The organism is Flavobacterium agricola, assembly GCF_025919725.1.
GTDB lineage: Bacteria > Bacteroidota > Bacteroidia > Flavobacteriales > Flavobacteriaceae > Flavobacterium > Flavobacterium agricola.
The window spans coordinates 654,088-672,883 of record NZ_CP081495.1; the positions used below are offsets into that span (position 1 = coordinate 654,088).

Genomic DNA, 18,796 nt, shown 5'->3' on the forward strand with positions numbered 1-18,796 from the left:
AAGTTCTGCGGGTTGTTGGTTGGTAACGTTTCATTTTCGTACTGAATGCTGGTGCTATTGGTTTGCCTATCTAAACGGGGTTGTGTTGTAAAGCCCTAAACAAATGGCATCAATAATTGATGATTTACCGGCTCCAACCGGACCGGTAATACCAAACAAGCCAATGTTTGCAAACTTTTCGTCTTCAAAATTAATTAAATATGGCCCTTCTATTGAGGTGATATTGGTAATTTCAACGCTTAGTATTTTCATTATTCGGCTTGTTGTTTTGTAATTTCGGTTAGTACTAAATTTATTTTTTCGAGTTGGCTGGCGTTTAACGGTTGTTGTGCTTTGTTGCTGTAAATTTTTTTAACAAAATCTAGCGGATTAATTTGATCTAAATATTCAAATTCCCGAAAGCTTTGCGTTGCATCTTGTTTTTTATCTAAGGGTTTTGCTGCTGTAATTTTTACTAATTTGGCATTTATGGTATTAAACTTTTGTTTAATTTCTTCTATGTAATTGGCGCTCATTTGCGAAATATCAACACGAACTTCTACATAAGGTTGTACCGTAGCATGAGCTAATTCTTGTTGTAAAAGATCCAAATGAAAAAGTACTTGCTCAAAACTTGCTGGCTTTTCTGGAATGGTTAGCAAAGGAACGGTTACAGGAACTTCAATACTTTCAATAGCATTTAGTTGCGTATCAATATCTAATAAAAGTACTTGGTGTTTGTAGTTTTTTTCGGCAAAAGATAGCGGAATTGGGCTGCCACAATAACGGATGTGATTTTGACCACCAACTTGTTGGGCTTTGTGAATATGCCCCAAAGCAACATAAGTTAATTCTTTAGGAAAATCGGTAGCAGAAATCATTTCGATTCCGCCAATAATATCACGTTCTGACGTATCCCTATCGTTTATTTTAATTCCTAACGCGTGTAAATGCCCCATTGCAATAATAGCTTCGTTATTCGTTGCCATTTGTTTGGCAACTTCATACGCTTGTTGGTAGTATTTTTTTAAACCTTCCTGATATTCGTAGGTGCCATTTTCGCTTGCAGGATAATCGCCTAATCGTAAAAATGGAACTGCAATGCAAAGTACATCCGGGCCTTGGTTGTTATCTTTCAATCTGAAAATTAAATCTTCATATCGAATGGTTTTATCAGCATTGGTTTTAGAACTTCCAACAATTTTTATTTGAGTATGTTCTAATAATGGATTGGGTTGTTCTAATCGTAAAGGCGAATCGTGATTACCGCCTGTGAACAATAGTTGTACGTGCGGTAATTGATTAGAAACCTTTTGCATAAATTGATACAACATGCTAATGGCTTTGTTAGATGGGTTTGAATTATCGTACACATCGCCACTAATTAAAACAGCATCAACATTTTTAGTAACAATTGTTGTAAATAACCAGTTTAAAAAGGCTTCATGTTCTAAAGTTCTGTCGTTATCAAAAAAAGTTTGTCCTAAATGCCAATCGGCTGTATGTAATATTTTCATGTTATTATGCGCTTAAAATGTAAAAATAGGTAACTAAAAAGACAAAACAGGACTTGTACATTAAATAAATTTATTTATACTTGTAGTTAAAATAAACTCAACAAAAACAAAAAGAAATGAAAAAGATATTACAAATTTTATTACTTACTTTTTCAGTATTTATTGCTGCATGTACTTCAACAGATGATTTTGATGGCATTACTGGAAACGGAACTACAGTTACAATAAAATTAATTGACAGCAAAGGATTGCCTATACGAGCAATACCTGTTTATGCATTTTCTATAGAAACATGGGTGAAAAATGGTGGTGAAGCTGCCGATATGACGTTTGCTGATTTTACTGTAAAAACAAATAATAATGGTATTGCTGAATTTGGAGGCTTTGATACAGAAGTTTTTTTTAACACTGGGAACAATTTTACAAATATTTTTACTTTTGTGGTTGAATATGAAGTTGATGGAATAACATTACGTAAAATTGAACGAGCTACTTTGGTTCAAAATAGTTATAATGAATTAGTATTTACTTTATAAAAAAAGCTCCGAATTATTTCGGAGCTTTTTTATTTAATTATCATCGTGTTTTTGGCCCATCATCATCAAATAAGCTTTTAAAAAAGCATCTATTTCACCATTCATAACGGCTTCAACATCACTAGTTTCTTGTCCTGAGCGAACATCTTTTACTAATTTGTACGGATGCATTACGTAATTTCGAATTTGAGAGCCCCATTCAATTTTCATTTTATTAGCTTCAATTTCATCACGTTTGGCTTGCCTTTTCTTCAGCTCAATTTCATAAAGCTGTGATTTTAAAAGTTGCATAGCTTTGGTTTTATTATCTAACTGCGAACGCGTTTCGGAGTTTTCAATAATAATTCCGGTAGGGTGGTGACGTAAACGCACGGCAGTTTCTACCTTATTTACGTTTTGTCCGCCTGCGCCAGATGAACGCATGGTTTCCCATGAAATATCAGATGGCGAAATATCAATTTCTATAGAATCATCGGCTAACGGATAAACGTAAACGGATGCAAACGAGGTGTGACGCTTCCCGTTGCTATCAAACGGAGAAATACGTACCAAACGATGTACACCGTTTTCTCCTTTTAAATAACCAAAGGCATAATCGCCTTCAAATTCTAAGGTTACGGTTTTTACCCCAGCAACTTCTCCTTCTTGAAAGTTAAGTTCTTTAATTTTAAAACCTTGGCTTTCGCCCCACATAATATACATACGCATCAGCATAGAAGCCCAATCGCAAGATTCGGTTCCGCCCGCCTCCGGCAGTAATTTGTAAAACGGCACTCAGTGCATCCCCTTCGTCAGAAAGCATGTTTTTAAACTCCAGGTTTTCTATATGTGCTATAGTTTCTTGATATTGTGTTGTAACATCTTCTTCAGTTGCATCCCCATCTTTAAAAAACTCCATCAAAACTTGAAGTTCTTCATTCATGGCAACTGCTTTTTCGTAATCTTCTACCCATTTTTTCTTAGAGCGAATGTTTTTTACGATAAGTTCGGCTTGTTTGGGATTATTCCAAAAATCGGGAGCAAAGGTTTGCTCTTCTTCATTCGTTATCTCAATTATTTTGCGATCCACGTCAAAGATACCTCCTTAACGCACCAAGACGCTCAATAATGTTTTTCAGTTGTTCTGAATTTACCATATATTAGTTGTAATTTTACTTCTAACAAAAATAGTCAATACTTTTTAATATTATGGAAATAAATTTAACAAGTGATACGGTTACCAAACCTTCTCAAGAAATGTTGGCTGCTATGATGCGTGCCGAAGTTGGGGATGATGTTTTTAGCCAAGATCCAACAGTAATTACCTTACAAAATACTGTTGCTAATTTATTTGGAAAAGAAGCAGCTTTGTTTTTTCCTTCAGGAACAATGGCTAATCAAGCCGCAATAAAATTACATACTCAACCTGGTGAGCAGCTTATTTGTGATCATTTGTCACATGTTTATTTGTTTGAGTCGGGGGGAGCAGCGTTTCATAGCGGGGTAACTTGCGGAACGGTTGTTGGAAATCGCGGTATGATTACCGCAGAACAAGTTTTGGGTAGAATTAATGATCCGAAAGCTTTTTACGAACCTAAATCGGCATTGGTTTGTATTGAAAACACAACAAATAAGGGCGGTGGTGCATGTTATGATGTAGATGAACTTTTAAAAATTAAACAAGTTTGCATCAACAACAATTTAAAATTGCATTTAGATGGTGCCCGATTATGGAATGCCTTGGTAGCTAAAAAACAACATCCTAAAACATTTGGTGATATTTTTGATACTATTTCAGTTTGTTTTTCTAAAGGTTTAGGTGCTCCGGTTGGATCTATGTTAATAGGTGATGCAGAAACTATTCAACGTGCCATTCGCGTTAGAAAATTGATGGGCGGTGGAATGCGACAGGTTGGGTATTTAGCAGCCGGTGCTTTGTATGCTATTCAGCACAATGTTTCAAGATTGGCTCACGATCATGAAAGAGCGAAAGAACTTGGCGCTTGTTTAGCTGCTTTAGATTGGGTTGAGAAAGTGGAAGAAATTGAGACGAATATCGTTATTTTTTCTACCAAACCGCAAGTAGATTATTTGCATGTTATTGAAGCTTTAAAACAGCAAGGCATTTACATTAGTGCTTTAGGAGCTAATACGCTACGCATGGTTACCCATTTAGATTATACGGCAGAAATGCATCAGATTGTATTGCTTAAATTACAGCAGCTTTTTTAAAATAAGAAAAACGGATTGTCAATTTTTTTGACAATCCGTTTTAAGGAATTTATAGTAAGTAGTTTTCGTGAGTTCAGTTGTATTACATGCCCATCATTTCTTCTCCGCCACCCATTTCTTCATTGTTTCTAAAACGTTCTCTTTCGTTTTTAGGGCGGTTAAAACGGTAAGTAAATGTTAGGTTTACTTGTCTTTCTCTCCATTGCATTTCTGAGTTAGAAATAACAGTATCTAAATTGGTTTCAAATCTGCGTTTTCTTGAGTTAAATAAATCTTGTACGTTTAAAGCAATTGTTGCTTTGTCTTTCAATACATCTTTACTAAAGCCAATATTTACACCTGTTTCAGATTTTACTTTTCCTTGTGCACGATCTTGTGGTGCGCGGTACGAAATGTTAGTTTGCCAATCTATTTTACCTGGTAAAGTTACTTTAGATGTTAAACGTGCACTTGCACCAAATGTATTGTTATCAAAATTTTGAGTAATAGATTCGCCTAAAAAGTTAACATAGGTATAATCACCTTTAGATTCGCTTCTGTAAACGTTAATGTTTGCGTTTAAACGCCACCATCTAAATGGGTTGTACATAGCATTAACTTCAGCTCCGTAACGATATTCGGTTGCTAGGTTAATCGGTGAACTTAAAATAACCGGAACACCATCTACAAAAGCACCCGATTCACGCGATACAAATTGATACGCGTTTTCTGTATGGTTTAAATAAGCTGATGCGTTAAAGTTTACTTTTCCAAACTTGGTCATATAACCTAAATCAAAAGAATTGGTTTTAGAAGGATCTAAATCTGGATTACCTTGAAATAAATTAATGTTTGATGAATAGTTAGAAAACGGATTTAGCATGCGCCCTCTAGGACGATTAATTCGGCGGCTGTAGCTTACCGAAACGTTAGATTTTTCGTTTAATTCATAAGCTAAAAATGCACTTGGGAAAAAATCGTTGTAACGTTTGGTGTTGTAGTTCTGAGAAATTAATTCGTTTACGTTAATTTTAGAATCTTCCCAACGTAAACCTACCAAATAAGAAAACTTGTTGATTTTAGAACCAAATTGCGAATACAACGCATTTACAGTTTCTATGTACTGAAACGTGTTTGTATATCGGGTATTTGTTACCCAATTTCCGGCACTTAAAGAATCAACCTGAAAATCGGTTGTCATGTTCGAATAACTTCCACGATATCCTGCTTCAAACTGAGAATTTTCGCCAATTGGTAAAACATAATCTACCGTTCCAATCATGCGTCGTTGTTTTTCGTCACTTAAGGTACGTTCGTTTAAAATTTTATTTAACGCTGTACCATTGGTAACGTCTAAAATTGTTGCCATATCGTTTTCAAAGCTTGAAGATGCAGCACCATCAATAATTAATTTATGGCCGTCTTTAGCAAAGCGAGTTTCTAAACGCGTGTTGTATTCAACACCTTTACGGGTAGTTTCAGTATTAGAATCACGGTTACGTAAATAATTTAGAACTCCGTTTGTATCATAATTGTTATAATCAACACGATTAGAACGGTTACCGTTTTGGTTTCTAAACATTACGCTGTTTGTCCAAGTAATATTATCGGTTAAAAATAAATCTAAACCAAAGTTTACATTATTGCCTTCGTTACGGCGTTTTGTTTTGCTTTTTTCGTCCATAAAATAAGCAATATCACCGTTACCGTCTAAATAAGCTGAATTGGTGCTTGAGTTACCTGGCGAATTGCTTTTGTTGTACCCACCACCAGCAAAAAAGTTGTATTTTTCACCTTTTACGTTAATGTTCCCGTTAAAACGTGTGTTTTCTGGCGTTCCTGCAGTTACAGAAACTGATCCGTTAACGCCTTGTCCTTTTCCTTTTTTAAGTACAATGTTTACAATTCCGGCTCCACCTTCAGCCTCATATCTTGCTGATGGGTTGGTAATTACTTCAACTTTAGAAATTGCATCCGCAGGTAAAGTTCTTAAAACATCAGCAACGTTTCCGGTCATTCCAGATGGGCGTCCGTCAATTAAAACAGTAACGTTATCGTTACCACGTAACGAAACATTTCCGTCTTGATCTACAGCTAATGAAGGAACGTTGTCTAAAACTTCGCTCGCTGTACCACCTTTTACGGTTGCATCATCGGCTACGTTATATACTTTTTTATCTAGTTTAATTTCAACCATTGGTCTTTCAACGCTAATAACCACTTCTTCTAACAATTGGTTATCTTCAGCAACATAAATGGTTCCTAGGTTAATATCTTTAACCACCGCACGATTGTTAATTTCGGTTGTTTCAAAACCTAAAAATTCAATTTTAATGTTGTAATTACCAGGAAATACGTTTAAGGTAAATTCTCCTTTTTCATTGGTAATAATACCGTCGCTGATGCTTGGGTTTTGAATACTTTGTGCAATAGCACTGGCATATTCTAAGGGTTGATTGGTAGATTTTTCTACTACTTTTCCAGTGATTTTTACTTTTTGTGCCTGAGAAACAGCAGGAATACTAATCAGGAATAAAAAAGTAAAAAATAACTTCAATAAATTCTTCATTATAAATTAGGGTGTTTGGTATTTATAGTTTAGACAACATTTTTTAACAAAGGTTTAATCTTGTTTTGTTAAATAAATGTTAACTATAAAATTTCTTTAATTTTTTTGGTAGGTCGGGCTATTATTGCTTTGTTTTGGTTTATTACAATTGGTCGTTCTATTAATTTGGGGTTCTCAGCTAAGGCTGTAATAATTTCAGCATCTGTTAAATTTTGATTTTTATAATTTTCAATCCAAATTTTTTCTTTAATACGCACCAATTCAATAGGTTTAATATTAAGTTTTTTTATTATTTCTTTTAACTCCTTTTCATCTAAAGGTTCGTCTAAATATTTAACTACTTCGTACGGCACTTGCAATTCGTCTAAAAAACAAATACCATCTCTTGATTTTGAACAGCGTGGGTTGTGATAAATTTTTAACATGATTTTTTTTATTTCAAAAATAGGAATATTGCTTATATTTATTGACTTTAAACTTAATCAACCCTAAAATAGTATGTACATAGAACAATTAAAAAAGCAAAAGGTAAATCAGGTTGCTTATCTTCTAGCCATTATTTCTTTGGTTTTATTTTTTGGAATGAGCGTAATTTCTTCTTTTACGTCTGATTCTGATATCAACGCACAAATTCAACAACTTATAGAACAAGTTGGTAAAACTGGTACTTTTGTGTTTTTGGTTTTGCCTTTAAGTTTGTTGTGTGCATTTTTATTGTTGTGGGTAAAGTTTGTTAATCGACAAAGCATTACCAGCTTAACGACAGCCAGAAAAAAAGTTGATTGGGGACGTATATTTTTTATGTTCGGGCTTTGGGGGGTGTTTTTGGTGGTTTCAACCTTAATAACGTATTGGATTTATCCAGAAGATATTATTTTACAATTCAATTGGAGCGCTTTTATTCCATTTGCCATTGTTGCTTTGGTTTTAATCCCGTTTCAAATTGCATTTGAAGAATATTTTTTTAGAGGATATATGATGCAGTATATTGGCTATAAAACCAACAGTCGTTTTATTCCGTTGTTTATTACCTCGGTTTTTTTCGGATTGGTACATTTAAGTAACCCCGAAATAGGGGAGTTGGGATACTGGTTTGTACTTTTTTATATTGCAACCGGATTTGTTTTAGGCATTATGACCTTAATGGACGATGGTTTAGAATTGGCCCTTGGTTTTCATGCCGCGAATAATTTAGTTGGTGCTTTGCTTATTACTTCCGACTTTTCTGTTTTTCAAACCGATGCCATTTTTAAAGATGTTTCTACATCCCAAAGTTTTCTAACTTTGTTGTTACAATTGGCGGTAATTTATCCTATTTTACTATTTATATGTGCTAAAAAGTACAAATGGAGCCATTGGAAACAAAATTTATTTGGTAAATTAGCCTCATAATTACAAATACAATGCATCAAAAATATATAAATTATGTACATCCAACTTTTAGCTTAAACGGTGAAAAGTTGGATGTTTTTGCTTTACACCATAAAGCCGAACAACTTTTACAAAGTAAAGAAGAAGCTTTTGTAAAGCTTGGTCAGCTTATTGTAGAATGGTTTAATTCTAATGATTATACAGAAATTACAACTTCAGGCACAACCGGTACGCCTAAATTGATACAAATTCCTAAAAAAGCCATGGTCGAATCTGCGCTGGCTACCGGAGCATATTTTAATGTTCCCGCCAAATCTAAAGCTTTACATTGCTTACCGGTGCAATATATTGCAGGTAAAATGATGTTTATTCGTGCCATTTTATTAGGTTGGGAGCTAACTTATGTTACGCCAAGTTCTAATCCGATGCAAGGTCAAACCGAGGTTTTTGATTTTGTTGCTATGGTTCCGTTACAAGTAGAAAATGCTTTGCAACAAATGCATCAAATTAAAAAAATAATTATTGGTGGAGCTAAAGTAAATACCGATTTAAAAAAGCATTTGCAACATATTACAACAGCGGTTTACGAAACTTACGGGATGACCGAAACTGTAACGCATATTGCAGCCAAGTTAGTTAGCGAAACCAATTACCAAGCTTTACCCAATGTTTATTTTAGTACCGATGCGCGCGGTTGTTTGGTAATTGATGCACAACGCGTAGCTAACGAGCCGGTTGTTACTAACGATGTGGTAACTTTGCTTTCTGAAACTGAGTTTGAATGGTTAGGCCGAGCTGATAATGTTATTAATTCGGGCGGAATTAAAATTTTTCCGGAAAAGGTTGAAGAAAAATTGGAACCTTTTATTTCTTCTCGTTTTTTTGTGGCAGGAATTCCTGATACTAAACTAGGATTTAAATTAATTTTGGTGGTTGAAGGCGATTTTTATGCCCTTAACTTAGATGCAATTACTACGTTAAATAAATACGAAGTGCCAAAACAAGTTTATTTTGTACCTCAGTTTTTAGAAACCGAAACATCTAAAATAAAGCGTGCCGCAATTATACAACAACTTAATCTGTAAATAATTTATCTACTGTAGCATTACCACTACCGCCAAAAAAAAGGTATAAAAGTAAAATAAAGATTAAGCTGCATAATAGCATATCATTACTTAAAAAATTATGATTTAAAAAGGCGAGTATAAAAGTAATAACTAGTAAAAAAATGCTAAAAGCCAATTGTTTTTTAGTTTTAATTCCAAAAAGGAGTAAAACCCCTAAAATTAAATACACAATAGAAAACAAATAAATTACAGAAAACGAAAAAAACAAACTACTTTCTGTTACGTTTTTAGGAACTAGAAAAGAGCCATCAATTATAAATAGCATAGCACGTGTTATTAATAAAATACCACATAAAATTCGAATAAAATCTTTAAAGCAAAACGCGGCAAATATTGTTTTAAAATTCATGCTGTTTTATTTTAGATACTTAAAAATACATGATATTTACAGAATAAAATAATTGCATCGATAAACAACCTTTATTTACGATTAATAAACAGTAAATGTGTGAAAGTTGCGTAATATTGTTATCTTTTTGGCAACTAAGGGGTTAAATTAATTGCGAATCGCAGCTTAGTTTTGACAAATGTTAATGTTGCTAAAAATCTTACAAAAAGTAAGTTTAAGTAAAATATAAAAGTAGTTTTAAAGTTATAGATAGAAATTAATACATGTTATGATTGAGTCATTAATTAAAATTTTAGAAAGCTGGGAAATTGATATAAAAAGCATTCTTGCTAAAATTATTATTGGATCCGTAGTTTTTCTGATCTTTTATATTTTAGGCCGAATTTTTAAGCATTTATCGTATCGCTTAAATTCGAAGCTTTTAAGTAAACACCCCGATTTACAGACTATATTTTCTGCGGTTATTTACTACTTTTTTCTGTTAGTAGGAATATATTTATTTTTACAAATAGTTGGTTTAGAGCAGTATTTTACAAAAATACTTGCAGGTGCAGGAATTGTAGGTATTATTGCTGGTTTTGCACTTAAAGATATTGCATCAAATGCTTTTTCGGGCATGTTATTGTTTATAGAAAAACCATTTAAAAAAGACGATTGGGTGCAATTAGATGGCCAATTTGGTAAAGTAACACATATTGGTTTACTAACTACCATAATGGCAAACAGATCTGGGCAAGAAGTTTTTATTTCTAACCAATTAATTTATAGCGGATCGTTCATTAATTATTCGGTATATAAAAGGCGTAGCATTAAAATTCAGGCAAATGTTTTGCAATATCCTGACATAGCTGGTTTCAAATCTTTGTTGCTAGCAGAAATTAAAAATGTTACACAATATATTCCTGGAACTGATATTCAGCTTTACGTTTTATCTTTAGGGATTAACAATAGCTTTACTTTTGAAGTTTATTATTGGGTTTATTTTGAAGAAGAATTGCAATTTATGAACGCAGTAAGCGATACCATTTTAATAATGGATAAAATTTGTAAAGAAAATAAAATTAACATCATCAATACCAAATGGATTTCGGATGAAGATAATACCACATCTTCTGGTGATTATGGTTCAGGCGGATAATAAACATTACTGATTACGATGCAAAAATTATTAAAATTAGAACAAGTTGGACAGCTTATGCTTGCTATTTTTTTATACCAACAATTACATACAAGTTGGTGGTTGTTTTTAGGCTTGTTTTTTTTACCCGATTTATCAATGCTAGGTTACGGCATCAATCCTAAAATTGGCGCTTATGTGTACAACTTTTTTCATAGTAAATTTGTAGCAATTTTTTGCTTGCTTATTGGTTTTTATGCCGAATGGCAACCCTTATACATTACCGGAATAATTTTATTTGGTCATGCAAGTTTTGATCGTATTTTAGGATATGGCTTAAAATATGCCGACGCATTTGCACACACGCATTTAGGTTTTATTGGTAAAAATCATAAAAAATAAAAGTTACGTAATGCGTAACTTTTTTTATTTGCATTTACTGCTGTTTTTTTACTAATAAGATACGATATCATGCATTTTTGTTTGCGTATTTTTTTTGTAAATTATTAAAAATTTTATATTTTAATAAAAATCCGATTTTAAAATATTTTGCGTAATAATATACACAACAACGCGTTTTAAATTATGTAAACTACTTGTTAAATTTTTTTTAAGTTTTTACATAAATTAATTTTTTTTGTTTGATATGTTGTTTATTATTAAGTGAAAAGCTAAAAGGATTTTTTCTTTTTAGCTTTTTTGCGTTTTAAAATCAACTAAAAATATACATTTTATGAGTGATAAAAAATTTAACATAGCCATTTTAATAGATGGCGATAATGCACAAGCCAAACTTTTAAAAGAAACCATTGAAGAGGTTTCTAAATACGGAAAAGCAACTGTGCGCAGAATTTATGGCGATTGGACATCGAACGTAATGAATTCTTGGAAAGATTTAATTAATCAACATTCTATCAATCCTATTCAAAAATTTTCGTACACCACCGGAAAAAATTCTACCGACGGTGCTTTAATAATTGATGCAATGGATATTTTACATAGCAAAACGGTTGAAGGTTTTTGTATTGTATCGAGCGATAGCGATTATACCGGTTTAGCCAAGCGCATTCGCGAAGAAGGTTTGTTTGTTATGGGAATTGGCGAGAAAAAAACGCCTGAAGCTTTTGTAAAATCATGCGATATTTTTACTTATACCGAAAACTTTACGCCTAAAAAACGTGAAAAAGACGAACAAAACAAAGCAACAACCGTTGCGGTAACAGAGAAGAAGGTAGAAAAAAAGAAATCGAATATTTTGAATGATAAAGATTATGAAACCATTTCTAAAGCTTTTGATATTTCTACAAACGATAATGATATTGCATACATTGCTCAGGTTGGTACCAATATCCGAAAAATAGATCCGAGTTTTGATGCGCGTGCTTATGGCTACAATTCGCTTTCTAAATTGTTTGAAAATTTGGATGATTTTGTTGTGATTAAAAATGAAGTTGGTGAGCTAAACCATCCGTTGGTTAAAAGAAAATAGATTTTATCATATTCGAATAACTAATAACATTATTTAATGATATCGAATCCTTTTAAAGATAAGTTTATGAAACTTTTTAATAGTTTATTGTCTTTGCTTTTATTAGTTATGAGCTCTTGTTCTGACAAAGGAAACATAGAAATAGCTGTTGAGAATAAAGAACCCTTAAGTTTTAATGATGTGCTTAATGTTGTTTTCTATAACACTTCAGTCAACGATTTAAAATTCAAAATTAAGAATGACAGCATTATAAATACCCATTCTGATGAAAACTTTATTTACTACAAAATTTTTGACGAATCTTATAATGAAATCCTGAAAGAAAATATTCATTTTACAGGAGGTGATTACATTTATTATGAATACATAAATTATCCTGACTCACTAAATATTTATCTAGAAAAGGCTAAAAGAGCAAAAATAGAACGTTTAAAAAGGATAAAAAATCATCAAATAAATTATACTATAAAACCTAATGAAAAAATTAGCCTTTCTTTAAAATTGGAAAGACTTGAAGAAGATTTTACAGAATATGATTCTGATCATTACTTCTATCATATACATTTTGATGAGAGTAAAATACATTATATTGCTTTTTATTATAGAGGCGAAATAATAACCTTAAATAATACTAATAAAGAACAGATAATTGAAGTCCAAACTTTAATCTCTCCGTACTATCCACTGTAAATCGTCAGCAAAAAGTGGACACATAAAATAGAAAAGTTAAGATAGTGTTTAAACGAAAAACATTACTTTTAATTATGGCTACATCTAAAAAGAAAACTCCAGAAAAGTTTGTAAAAGATATTCGCAACAACACGCGTCGAATCTTTACAGCAGAACAAAAGATTTTAATCGTTATGGAAGCCTTGCGAGCCGAAATCTCTGTATCAGAGTTATGTCGAAAGTATAGCATCTCTCAATCTCAATTCTATAAATGGAATAAAGAGTTTTTAGAAGCAGGTAAAAAAAGGTTATCTGGCGATATTACACGTGAAGCAACTAGTGATGAAGTTTCTGATTTGCGTAAAGAAAACCTGCGTTTAAAAGAAATTATAGCTGACTTAGTGGTTCGTTATGATATTGTAAAAAAAACCTCGGATTCGTTGGATTAAAAAATAAATTCGGGAGATACATGCGATTAACAGCTAGTGAAAAATATGAAATAATCCAAATAGTTACTCGCTCAGAAATTGGCGTAAAGCGGACCCTACAAGAGTTTGGTATTGCCAGAAGTACCTTTTACAAATGGTATGCGAGTTACCTGGAAAATGGATTTAAAGGACTTGAACCCAAGCATCAGACCGTATATCGAAAATGGAACAGTATTCCTGAATCACAAAAAGATGTACTAGTTGAGCTAGCCTTGGATTATCCAGAGTTATCCGCTAGAGAATTAGCTTTTAAAATGACCGATGAGTTGGGCGTCTACATTTCAGAATCGAGTGTTTATCGCATTTTAAGACAAAGAGATTTGTTACCAGCCCCTAGTCATATTTTAATTGAAGCCGCGAATGAGTTTAAAGATAAAACTAATTTTGTTCATCAAATGTGGCAGACTGACTTTACTTATTTTAAGATAATTGGTTGGGGATGGTATTATTTAAGTACAATTTTAGACGATTACAGCCGCTATATCATTCATTGGGAGTTATGCAGCTCAATGAAGGCTGAAGATGTAAAAAGAACCGTCAAAACGGCTATTGAAAAGGCAAAGTTAAAAACCAAACAAAAGCCTAAGTTGCTTTCTGACAATGGACCGTGCTACGTATCAAATGAACTGAGTGATTACTTAAAAAACACGCAGAAAATGAAACATATTCGAGGTAAACCACTACACCCACAAACGCAGGGAAAGATTGAAAGATACCACAGAACAATGAAAAACGTTATGAAATTAGATCATTATTACCATCCTGAAGAATTAATACAAGCATTAGAAAAGTTCGTAGAAAATTATAACAACAGTAGGTATCATGAGGCTATAAATAATTTAACACCTGCAGATGTGTACTTTGGTAGATCAGACCAAATTTTAAAACAAAGAGAAATAATTAAAAATCAAACTTTTGCAAAAAGAAAACAACTGTATTTTAAAGAAAAAATAATACATTTATAAAACAAAAACGCTCTCTTAATTTTTTTAAACAAAGTGTCTCAATTCTTTTGACAACATACATTTTTGATTTTCATATCGAAAATTATTTTATAATTTAAAATGGTAACATATTCAAAAGAGTTGTTCACATTCAAATCCGAACGATTTGAAAAATGAGACAATTAAATTTGCTTCTTTCACACAGTTTTCAACTCTGAAGATGTTATCACAATCTTCAAGATCAAAGTTCCACTTGCTATTAGTAAGTAACATATTTAGGTGTGGCCTTAGATATTCAACCTCTTTAAGATTTTGAACGCTTGTTTTAAATACAAAAATCATGTTTTATAATTTTATAAGTTCAGTATGTGTTAATTAGTTCAGTTTAAAATGAACCTTTGATGCAAAAAAAATTATGTTCTATTCTCCCACTTGTGTATTGCTAGCATGATTTCCTTGTAGACAAAGTCTAAAAATTCAGTAACTTCCTTCAGGTCTTTATTAAATTGGGGAGTTTTAGAGGTTCGGGCTTTAAGGATCTCTTTTAGGATGATATTCAAATCGTCAAATTTTTCAAAATTCTCTTTAGTCATCTGCGTCCAGTTGTTCATTTTACAACGGAAATAACGTTTCTTATCGCCCAACTTGGTGATATATTCAATATGGTGGGTCATCATAAGTCTGTTCAATGCATTACTTGTACCGCCTTTACTTAAGTTCAGCGTTTCCATAATTTCATCAAATGTCAATTCCACCTTGTCTGCGACCAGGAAAAGTCCCCATACCCGACACTCTGCCGGAGGTAAGCCATACTTCTCGTTTAATACGCCGAATTCCTCTATGAGTTCCTTTTGCTTTTCTGTCAGGACCATCTTCAAATTAATTCTATCTTCAAATTTCTGCTGCAAGTATACGAAGGTTTTTTTAGTTCAGCAAATAATGAACTTATTGTTTTTAAAAACAGTTCCCATTTCTTTAATAAATTATTCTTCTATAATCTTTTTCCGGTGTGCAATTCCCCATTCTGTGAGATTATTAATAATTGTCTGTAGGGTCAAACCATGGTCGGTTAATTCATATTGTACGATTACAGGTTGCGTATCCAATACTGTCCGTTTAATCAATTTATTAATTTCAAGTTCTTTTAATTCTTTACTTAGCATTCGATTTGATATTCCATCAATATCATTTAAAAAATCTGAAAATCTTCTTTTGTTATAATAGCATATAGATGTTAAAATTGGGATTTTCCATTTTCCGCTTAATACGTACATGGAATCTTGCACTGCTCTCATTTCTTTCTCATGCTCTTTACTGAAATTTTCTACTTGACACTTCATAATGTTACTTTGTTACATGGATGATACTGTTATTTATCAGAACAAAGTTACTAATAATAACCATAGTTGAATACCTTTGTAGAAATAAATTTTAAAAAATATAATATGAATTTTAAAAACAAAAATGTTATCGTAACGGGTGGCAGCAGAGGAATTGGTCTAGCTACTGCCAAAGCGTTTGTAGAAGCGGAAGCAAATGTATGGATAACTGGGCGAAATGCTGAAAGCTTGAAAAATGCTGAAGCAGTAATTAATAGTCCGAATTTAAAGACCATCATATCTGATACTTCAGATTTGAAAAGTATTGCCGAATTGGCACAGAAAGTTTCCGACGGCGGAAAGAAAATTGATGTATTATTTTTAAATGCAGGAATTGCATCATTTGCTCCCATTGAGCATGCAACAGAAGCTGAATTTGATGCGCAGTTTAATACCAATGTGAAAGGAGTTTATTTTACCTTACAACATTTAATACCGCATATAGCAAATGGTGGTTCTGTGGTATTTACGTCGTCAACTAATGCTACAGCTTCAGCTTTGGGTTCTAGTATATATGCCGCAACCAAAGCAGCTTTAAATAAAATTGCTCAGGTTGCTGCTAATGAATTGGCAGACAGGAATATTCGTGTGAATATCATCAGCCCCGGACCCACTCAAACACCGGGATTGGAAAATGCAGTGCCAGCAGAAGCTAAAGAATACTTGGCATCCTTAACTGCTGTGCAAAGACTTGGGAAACCAGAAGAAATTGCAAATGCAATACTTTTTGTAGCATCGGAACAAGCAAGCTTTATTACTGGAACAGAAATTATTGTTGACGGTGGTGTTACGAACTTTATGCTGAAATAAAGAAGTATAGGTTAGTCTTAAATAAGTAAATCAGAATTATTTAGGACTAACCTTCTCAAATATCAGAGATGCAATTTGCTGAGCCAGGCTTAAACTAGTGGAACTTATCCTTCAGTTTTTACGCAAGAAATTATTCTCTTTATTAGCTGTTTGACCAAATAGTTGTTTTCTGTGCTCTTTGCCCCATTTTGATAAATTTTCTATCATTTCATGTAATTTTTGGCCGTGAGATGTCAAAGAGTACGCTACTGCTATTGGCTGAATATCTAAGACTGTTCTTTTCACAATCATATTTGTTTCCAAGTCTTTCAATTCCTTACTCAGCATCTTATTGGAAATTCCATTAACGTCACGCAATATTTCTGAAAATCGCCGGGAAGGGTGATAACACAAGCTAGCAATAATTGAAATTTTCCATCTTCCGCTCAATAAATCCATAGCATCGTGAACAGCTACTATCTCTTTCTTACACTCTTCTCTAAAATTATTTTCCATGATTATTCACTTAGTTACCCAAAAGTAACAATTACTTTTTGGAATTAAGTAACTAAAGTAAACAATTGTTTTCTAATTTTGGAAACTCTTATGTTGAATTAAATCAAACGTTATAAAAATGGTCACAAACAAAGTCTTATTAAAAACAGCCAATGAAGCACTTGAAAAAGGGGATATAGAGGGGTTCTTATCTTTTTGCACAGATGACACGGAATGGGTGTTCATCGGAGAAAAAACTTTAAAAGGGAAAGATGCTGTTAAACAGTATTTGGAAGAAGCTTATACAGAAACAACACAGTTCACAATTGAACGAATGATAGAGGAAGGTGACTTTGTTGTGCAGGTGGGTGAAATTAGTTTTGAGAATAAGAATGGTGAAGTTGAATCTTATCTCGCTTCCGATATATGGAGGTTTGAAAACGGAAAAATGGCTGAGCTAAAAGCTTTTGTCTTAAAGAATGAGAAATAAAATATAAAATTTAAAACAACAAAAATATGACACTTTTAGATAATTTAAAATGGCGTTATGCCACAAAGAAAATGAACGGGCAGTCTATCCCAGAGGATAAGTTAGTTTATATATTAGAAGCTGCTCGGCTTGCTCCATCTTCGTCAGGATTACAGCAATATAAAGTGATTGTAATCTCTGATCGTGCCTTGCTGGAAAAGATTAAACCGATAGCCTATGGCCAAGAGCAAATAACCGATTGTTCTCATTTACTAATATGGATAGCTTGGGATGGATATAGTGATGAGCGTATTTCTAATGTATTTAATGAGATGATGGACTTACGTAACTTGCCGCATGATACAATGGATGCATACCGTCAAAAACTTTTAGAGCTTTTCGAACATGAAGGCAAAGAATGGCAGGCACACCATGCTGCAAAACAAAGTTATATTTCATTTGGGATGGCAATAGCCGCCGCCGCTGAGCAGAAGGTAGACGCGACACCTATGGAAGGTTTTGATTCCGAAAAGCTGGACGAACTTCTGAAACTTAGAGAGATTGGTTACAAAAGCACGGTAATACTTCCTTTGGGTTATCGAGATGCCGATAACGATTGGCTGATAAACATGAAGAAATATCGTAAATCTAAAGAGCAGTTTGTGCTTGAAATGAGTGTCGAGGATGCTGCGGATATTGTTGTAAGCGAAAAATTTAACCTAAATGACTTAGCAACTAAATGATGCACTGTTCGATTACAGGTTTTTTCACATCTTCATAGATAAAGCAATACATTGACGTTACCTGTATATTAAACTATCCCATCTCGCTATCGATTGATACTAACTATTGTTAGAAGTAGTTTTCAAACTTGTAGGTAGAGATGGGTAGTATTTTGTTCTAAGCACTCTTTGCAACAAAGAATAATTACTGTAATTCCGTCACAATAATTTCATTTCCATCCAAATCGAAACAATGAAAAAAGCAATATTCTGGAGTTTTAATAACATCAGTTTTTAACCTTACGTTGTTATTTTTAAGTCGCTCATAGAGAGTTTCTAATTCTTGTGTATAAATCACCATTGTAGGTTGTTCGGCTGTTTGATTCCCCACACGTTCTCTTTGCTTTTTTGTATCAGCTTTTAAGAACCAAATACCTAAAGAATCAGATGGTTCGCTTCCAATATGAAGGAATCGTTGTCCTACATCTGTAGTTACATCAAAAAATCGCGTAAAGCCAAAGTTTTTTTCATAGAAATTGGCTGATTTCTCATAATCCTCTACCAGGAGAACTATTCTACCTAAATAATTTCTCATAA

The 18,796-nt window shown here is 33.1% G+C and carries 20 protein-coding genes and 2 pseudogenes; 12 read left to right on the forward strand and 10 right to left on the reverse strand.

Annotated features, from left to right (window positions below):
• Nucleotides 1-66 precede the first annotated feature (66 nt).
• On the reverse strand, nt 67-252 hold the full coding sequence (locus tag K5I29_RS03170; RefSeq protein ID WP_264434407.1) for an AAA family ATPase: 186 nt from the start codon (nt 250-252) through the stop codon (nt 67-69).
• The gene (locus K5I29_RS03175; RefSeq protein WP_264434408.1) at nt 252-1,496 is read right to left on the reverse strand and encodes an exonuclease SbcCD subunit D; all 1,245 of its coding nucleotides are present in this window, start codon (nt 1,494-1,496) and stop codon (nt 252-254) included. Before K5I29_RS03175 ends, K5I29_RS03170 begins: the two co-directional genes overlap by 1 nt.
• Nucleotides 1,497-1,612: 116 nt before the next feature.
• Here K5I29_RS03175 and K5I29_RS03180 point away from each other — a divergent pair, with 116 nt between their 5' ends.
• The gene (locus K5I29_RS03180; RefSeq protein WP_264434409.1) at nt 1,613-2,032 is read left to right on the forward strand and encodes a hypothetical protein; all 420 of its coding nucleotides are present in this window, start codon (nt 1,613-1,615) and stop codon (nt 2,030-2,032) included.
• 33 nt (nt 2,033-2,065) lie between these two features.
• Here the strand turns inward: K5I29_RS03180 and prfB are convergent.
• Nucleotides 2,066-3,168 (reverse strand): annotated as a pseudogene (gene prfB / locus K5I29_RS03185) (peptide chain release factor 2).
• A 52-nt stretch (nt 3,169-3,220) separates the two neighbouring features.
• On the opposite strand from prfB, the gene K5I29_RS03190 reads away from it, so the two are divergent.
• Entirely contained in the window at nt 3,221-4,243 is a 1,023-nt protein-coding gene (locus K5I29_RS03190) for a threonine aldolase family protein (protein WP_264434410.1), read from the forward strand.
• An 82-nt stretch (nt 4,244-4,325) separates the two neighbouring features.
• Here K5I29_RS03190 and K5I29_RS03195 read toward each other — a convergent pair whose 3' ends face one another.
• Both K5I29_RS03195 and arsC read right to left on the reverse strand, forming a co-directional pair.
• Complete coding sequence (locus K5I29_RS03195; protein WP_264434411.1) at nt 4,326-6,791, reverse strand: TonB-dependent receptor domain-containing protein; 2,466 nt, start codon at nt 6,789-6,791, stop codon at nt 4,326-4,328.
• Between the two features lie 83 nt (nt 6,792-6,874).
• Nucleotides 6,875-7,216, reverse strand: coding sequence for an arsenate reductase (glutaredoxin) (gene arsC / locus K5I29_RS03200; RefSeq protein ID WP_264434412.1), 342 nt, complete (start codon nt 7,214-7,216; stop codon nt 6,875-6,877).
• Nucleotides 7,217-7,289: 73 nt separating this feature from the next.
• Here arsC and K5I29_RS03205 point away from each other — a divergent pair, with 73 nt between their 5' ends.
• Both K5I29_RS03205 and K5I29_RS03210 read left to right on the forward strand, forming a co-directional pair.
• A complete protein-coding gene (locus K5I29_RS03205; protein ID WP_264434413.1) occupies nt 7,290-8,183 on the forward strand; it encodes a CPBP family intramembrane glutamic endopeptidase in 894 nt (297 codons plus the stop codon).
• A gap of 11 nt (nt 8,184-8,194) precedes the next feature.
• A complete protein-coding gene (locus K5I29_RS03210) occupies nt 8,195-9,247 on the forward strand; it encodes an AMP-binding protein (protein ID WP_264434414.1) in 1,053 nt (350 codons plus the stop codon).
• On the opposite strand, the gene K5I29_RS03215 is transcribed toward K5I29_RS03210, so the two are convergent.
• Complete coding sequence (locus tag K5I29_RS03215) at nt 9,237-9,638, reverse strand: hypothetical protein (protein ID WP_264434415.1); 402 nt, start codon at nt 9,636-9,638, stop codon at nt 9,237-9,239. The two genes, K5I29_RS03210 and K5I29_RS03215, sit on opposite strands and share 11 nt — an antisense overlap.
• Nucleotides 9,639-9,906: 268 nt before the next feature.
• On the opposite strand from K5I29_RS03215, the gene K5I29_RS03220 reads away from it, so the two are divergent.
• The 5 genes and pseudogenes from K5I29_RS03220 to K5I29_RS03240 all read left to right on the forward strand — a co-directional run bounded on the left by K5I29_RS03220 (nt 9,907) and on the right by K5I29_RS03240 (nt 14,366).
• Nucleotides 9,907-10,776, forward strand: a complete 870-nt coding sequence (locus K5I29_RS03220) for a mechanosensitive ion channel family protein (RefSeq protein WP_264434416.1) — start codon at nt 9,907-9,909, stop codon at nt 10,774-10,776.
• An 18-nt stretch (nt 10,777-10,794) separates the two neighbouring features.
• Nucleotides 10,795-11,157 (forward strand): DUF4260 domain-containing protein, encoded by a 363-nt coding sequence (locus K5I29_RS03225; protein WP_264434417.1) that lies wholly within the window; start codon nt 10,795-10,797, stop codon nt 11,155-11,157.
• 331 nt (nt 11,158-11,488) lie between these two features.
• Nucleotides 11,489-12,244, forward strand: coding sequence for an NYN domain-containing protein (locus K5I29_RS03230; protein WP_264434418.1), 756 nt, complete (start codon nt 11,489-11,491; stop codon nt 12,242-12,244).
• A 66-nt stretch (nt 12,245-12,310) separates the two neighbouring features.
• Nucleotides 12,311-12,934: a hypothetical protein gene (locus K5I29_RS03235; RefSeq protein ID WP_264434419.1), complete on the forward strand. Its 624-nt coding sequence runs from the start codon at nt 12,311-12,313 to the stop codon at nt 12,932-12,934.
• A gap of 74 nt (nt 12,935-13,008) precedes the next feature.
• Nucleotides 13,009-14,366 (forward strand): annotated as a pseudogene (locus tag K5I29_RS03240) (IS3 family transposase).
• 392 nt (nt 14,367-14,758) lie between these two features.
• Here the strand turns inward: K5I29_RS03240 and K5I29_RS03245 are convergent.
• Both K5I29_RS03245 and K5I29_RS03250 read right to left on the reverse strand, forming a co-directional pair.
• Nucleotides 14,759-15,253, reverse strand: a complete 495-nt coding sequence (locus K5I29_RS03245; protein WP_264434420.1) for a GbsR/MarR family transcriptional regulator — start codon at nt 15,251-15,253, stop codon at nt 14,759-14,761.
• Between the two features lie 75 nt (nt 15,254-15,328).
• On the reverse strand, nt 15,329-15,685 hold the full coding sequence (locus K5I29_RS03250) for a winged helix-turn-helix transcriptional regulator (protein WP_264434421.1): 357 nt from the start codon (nt 15,683-15,685) through the stop codon (nt 15,329-15,331).
• A gap of 105 nt (nt 15,686-15,790) precedes the next feature.
• Between K5I29_RS03250 and K5I29_RS03255 the strand changes: the two genes are divergently transcribed.
• Nucleotides 15,791-16,534 carry an SDR family oxidoreductase gene (locus K5I29_RS03255; protein WP_264434422.1) on the forward strand — a complete coding sequence of 248 codons (744 nt, stop codon included), beginning with the start codon at nt 15,791-15,793 and terminating at the stop codon, nt 16,532-16,534.
• 111 nt (nt 16,535-16,645) lie between these two features.
• Here the strand turns inward: K5I29_RS03255 and K5I29_RS03260 are convergent, their stop codons facing one another.
• The gene (locus K5I29_RS03260) at nt 16,646-17,029 is read right to left on the reverse strand and encodes a winged helix-turn-helix transcriptional regulator (protein ID WP_264434423.1); all 384 of its coding nucleotides are present in this window, start codon (nt 17,027-17,029) and stop codon (nt 16,646-16,648) included.
• 118 nt (nt 17,030-17,147) lie between these two features.
• Here K5I29_RS03260 and K5I29_RS03265 point away from each other — a divergent pair, with 118 nt between their 5' ends.
• Nucleotides 17,148-17,498, forward strand: a complete 351-nt coding sequence (locus tag K5I29_RS03265; protein ID WP_264434424.1) for a nuclear transport factor 2 family protein — start codon at nt 17,148-17,150, stop codon at nt 17,496-17,498.
• 26 nt (nt 17,499-17,524) lie between these two features.
• Complete coding sequence (locus tag K5I29_RS03270; protein ID WP_264434425.1) at nt 17,525-18,220, forward strand: NAD(P)H-dependent oxidoreductase; 696 nt, start codon at nt 17,525-17,527, stop codon at nt 18,218-18,220.
• 184 nt (nt 18,221-18,404) lie between these two features.
• Here K5I29_RS03270 and K5I29_RS03275 read toward each other — a convergent pair whose 3' ends face one another.
• Nucleotides 18,405-18,794, reverse strand: a complete 390-nt coding sequence (locus K5I29_RS03275) for a VOC family protein (protein ID WP_264434426.1) — start codon at nt 18,792-18,794, stop codon at nt 18,405-18,407.
• Between the last annotated feature and the right edge of the window lie 2 nt (nt 18,795-18,796).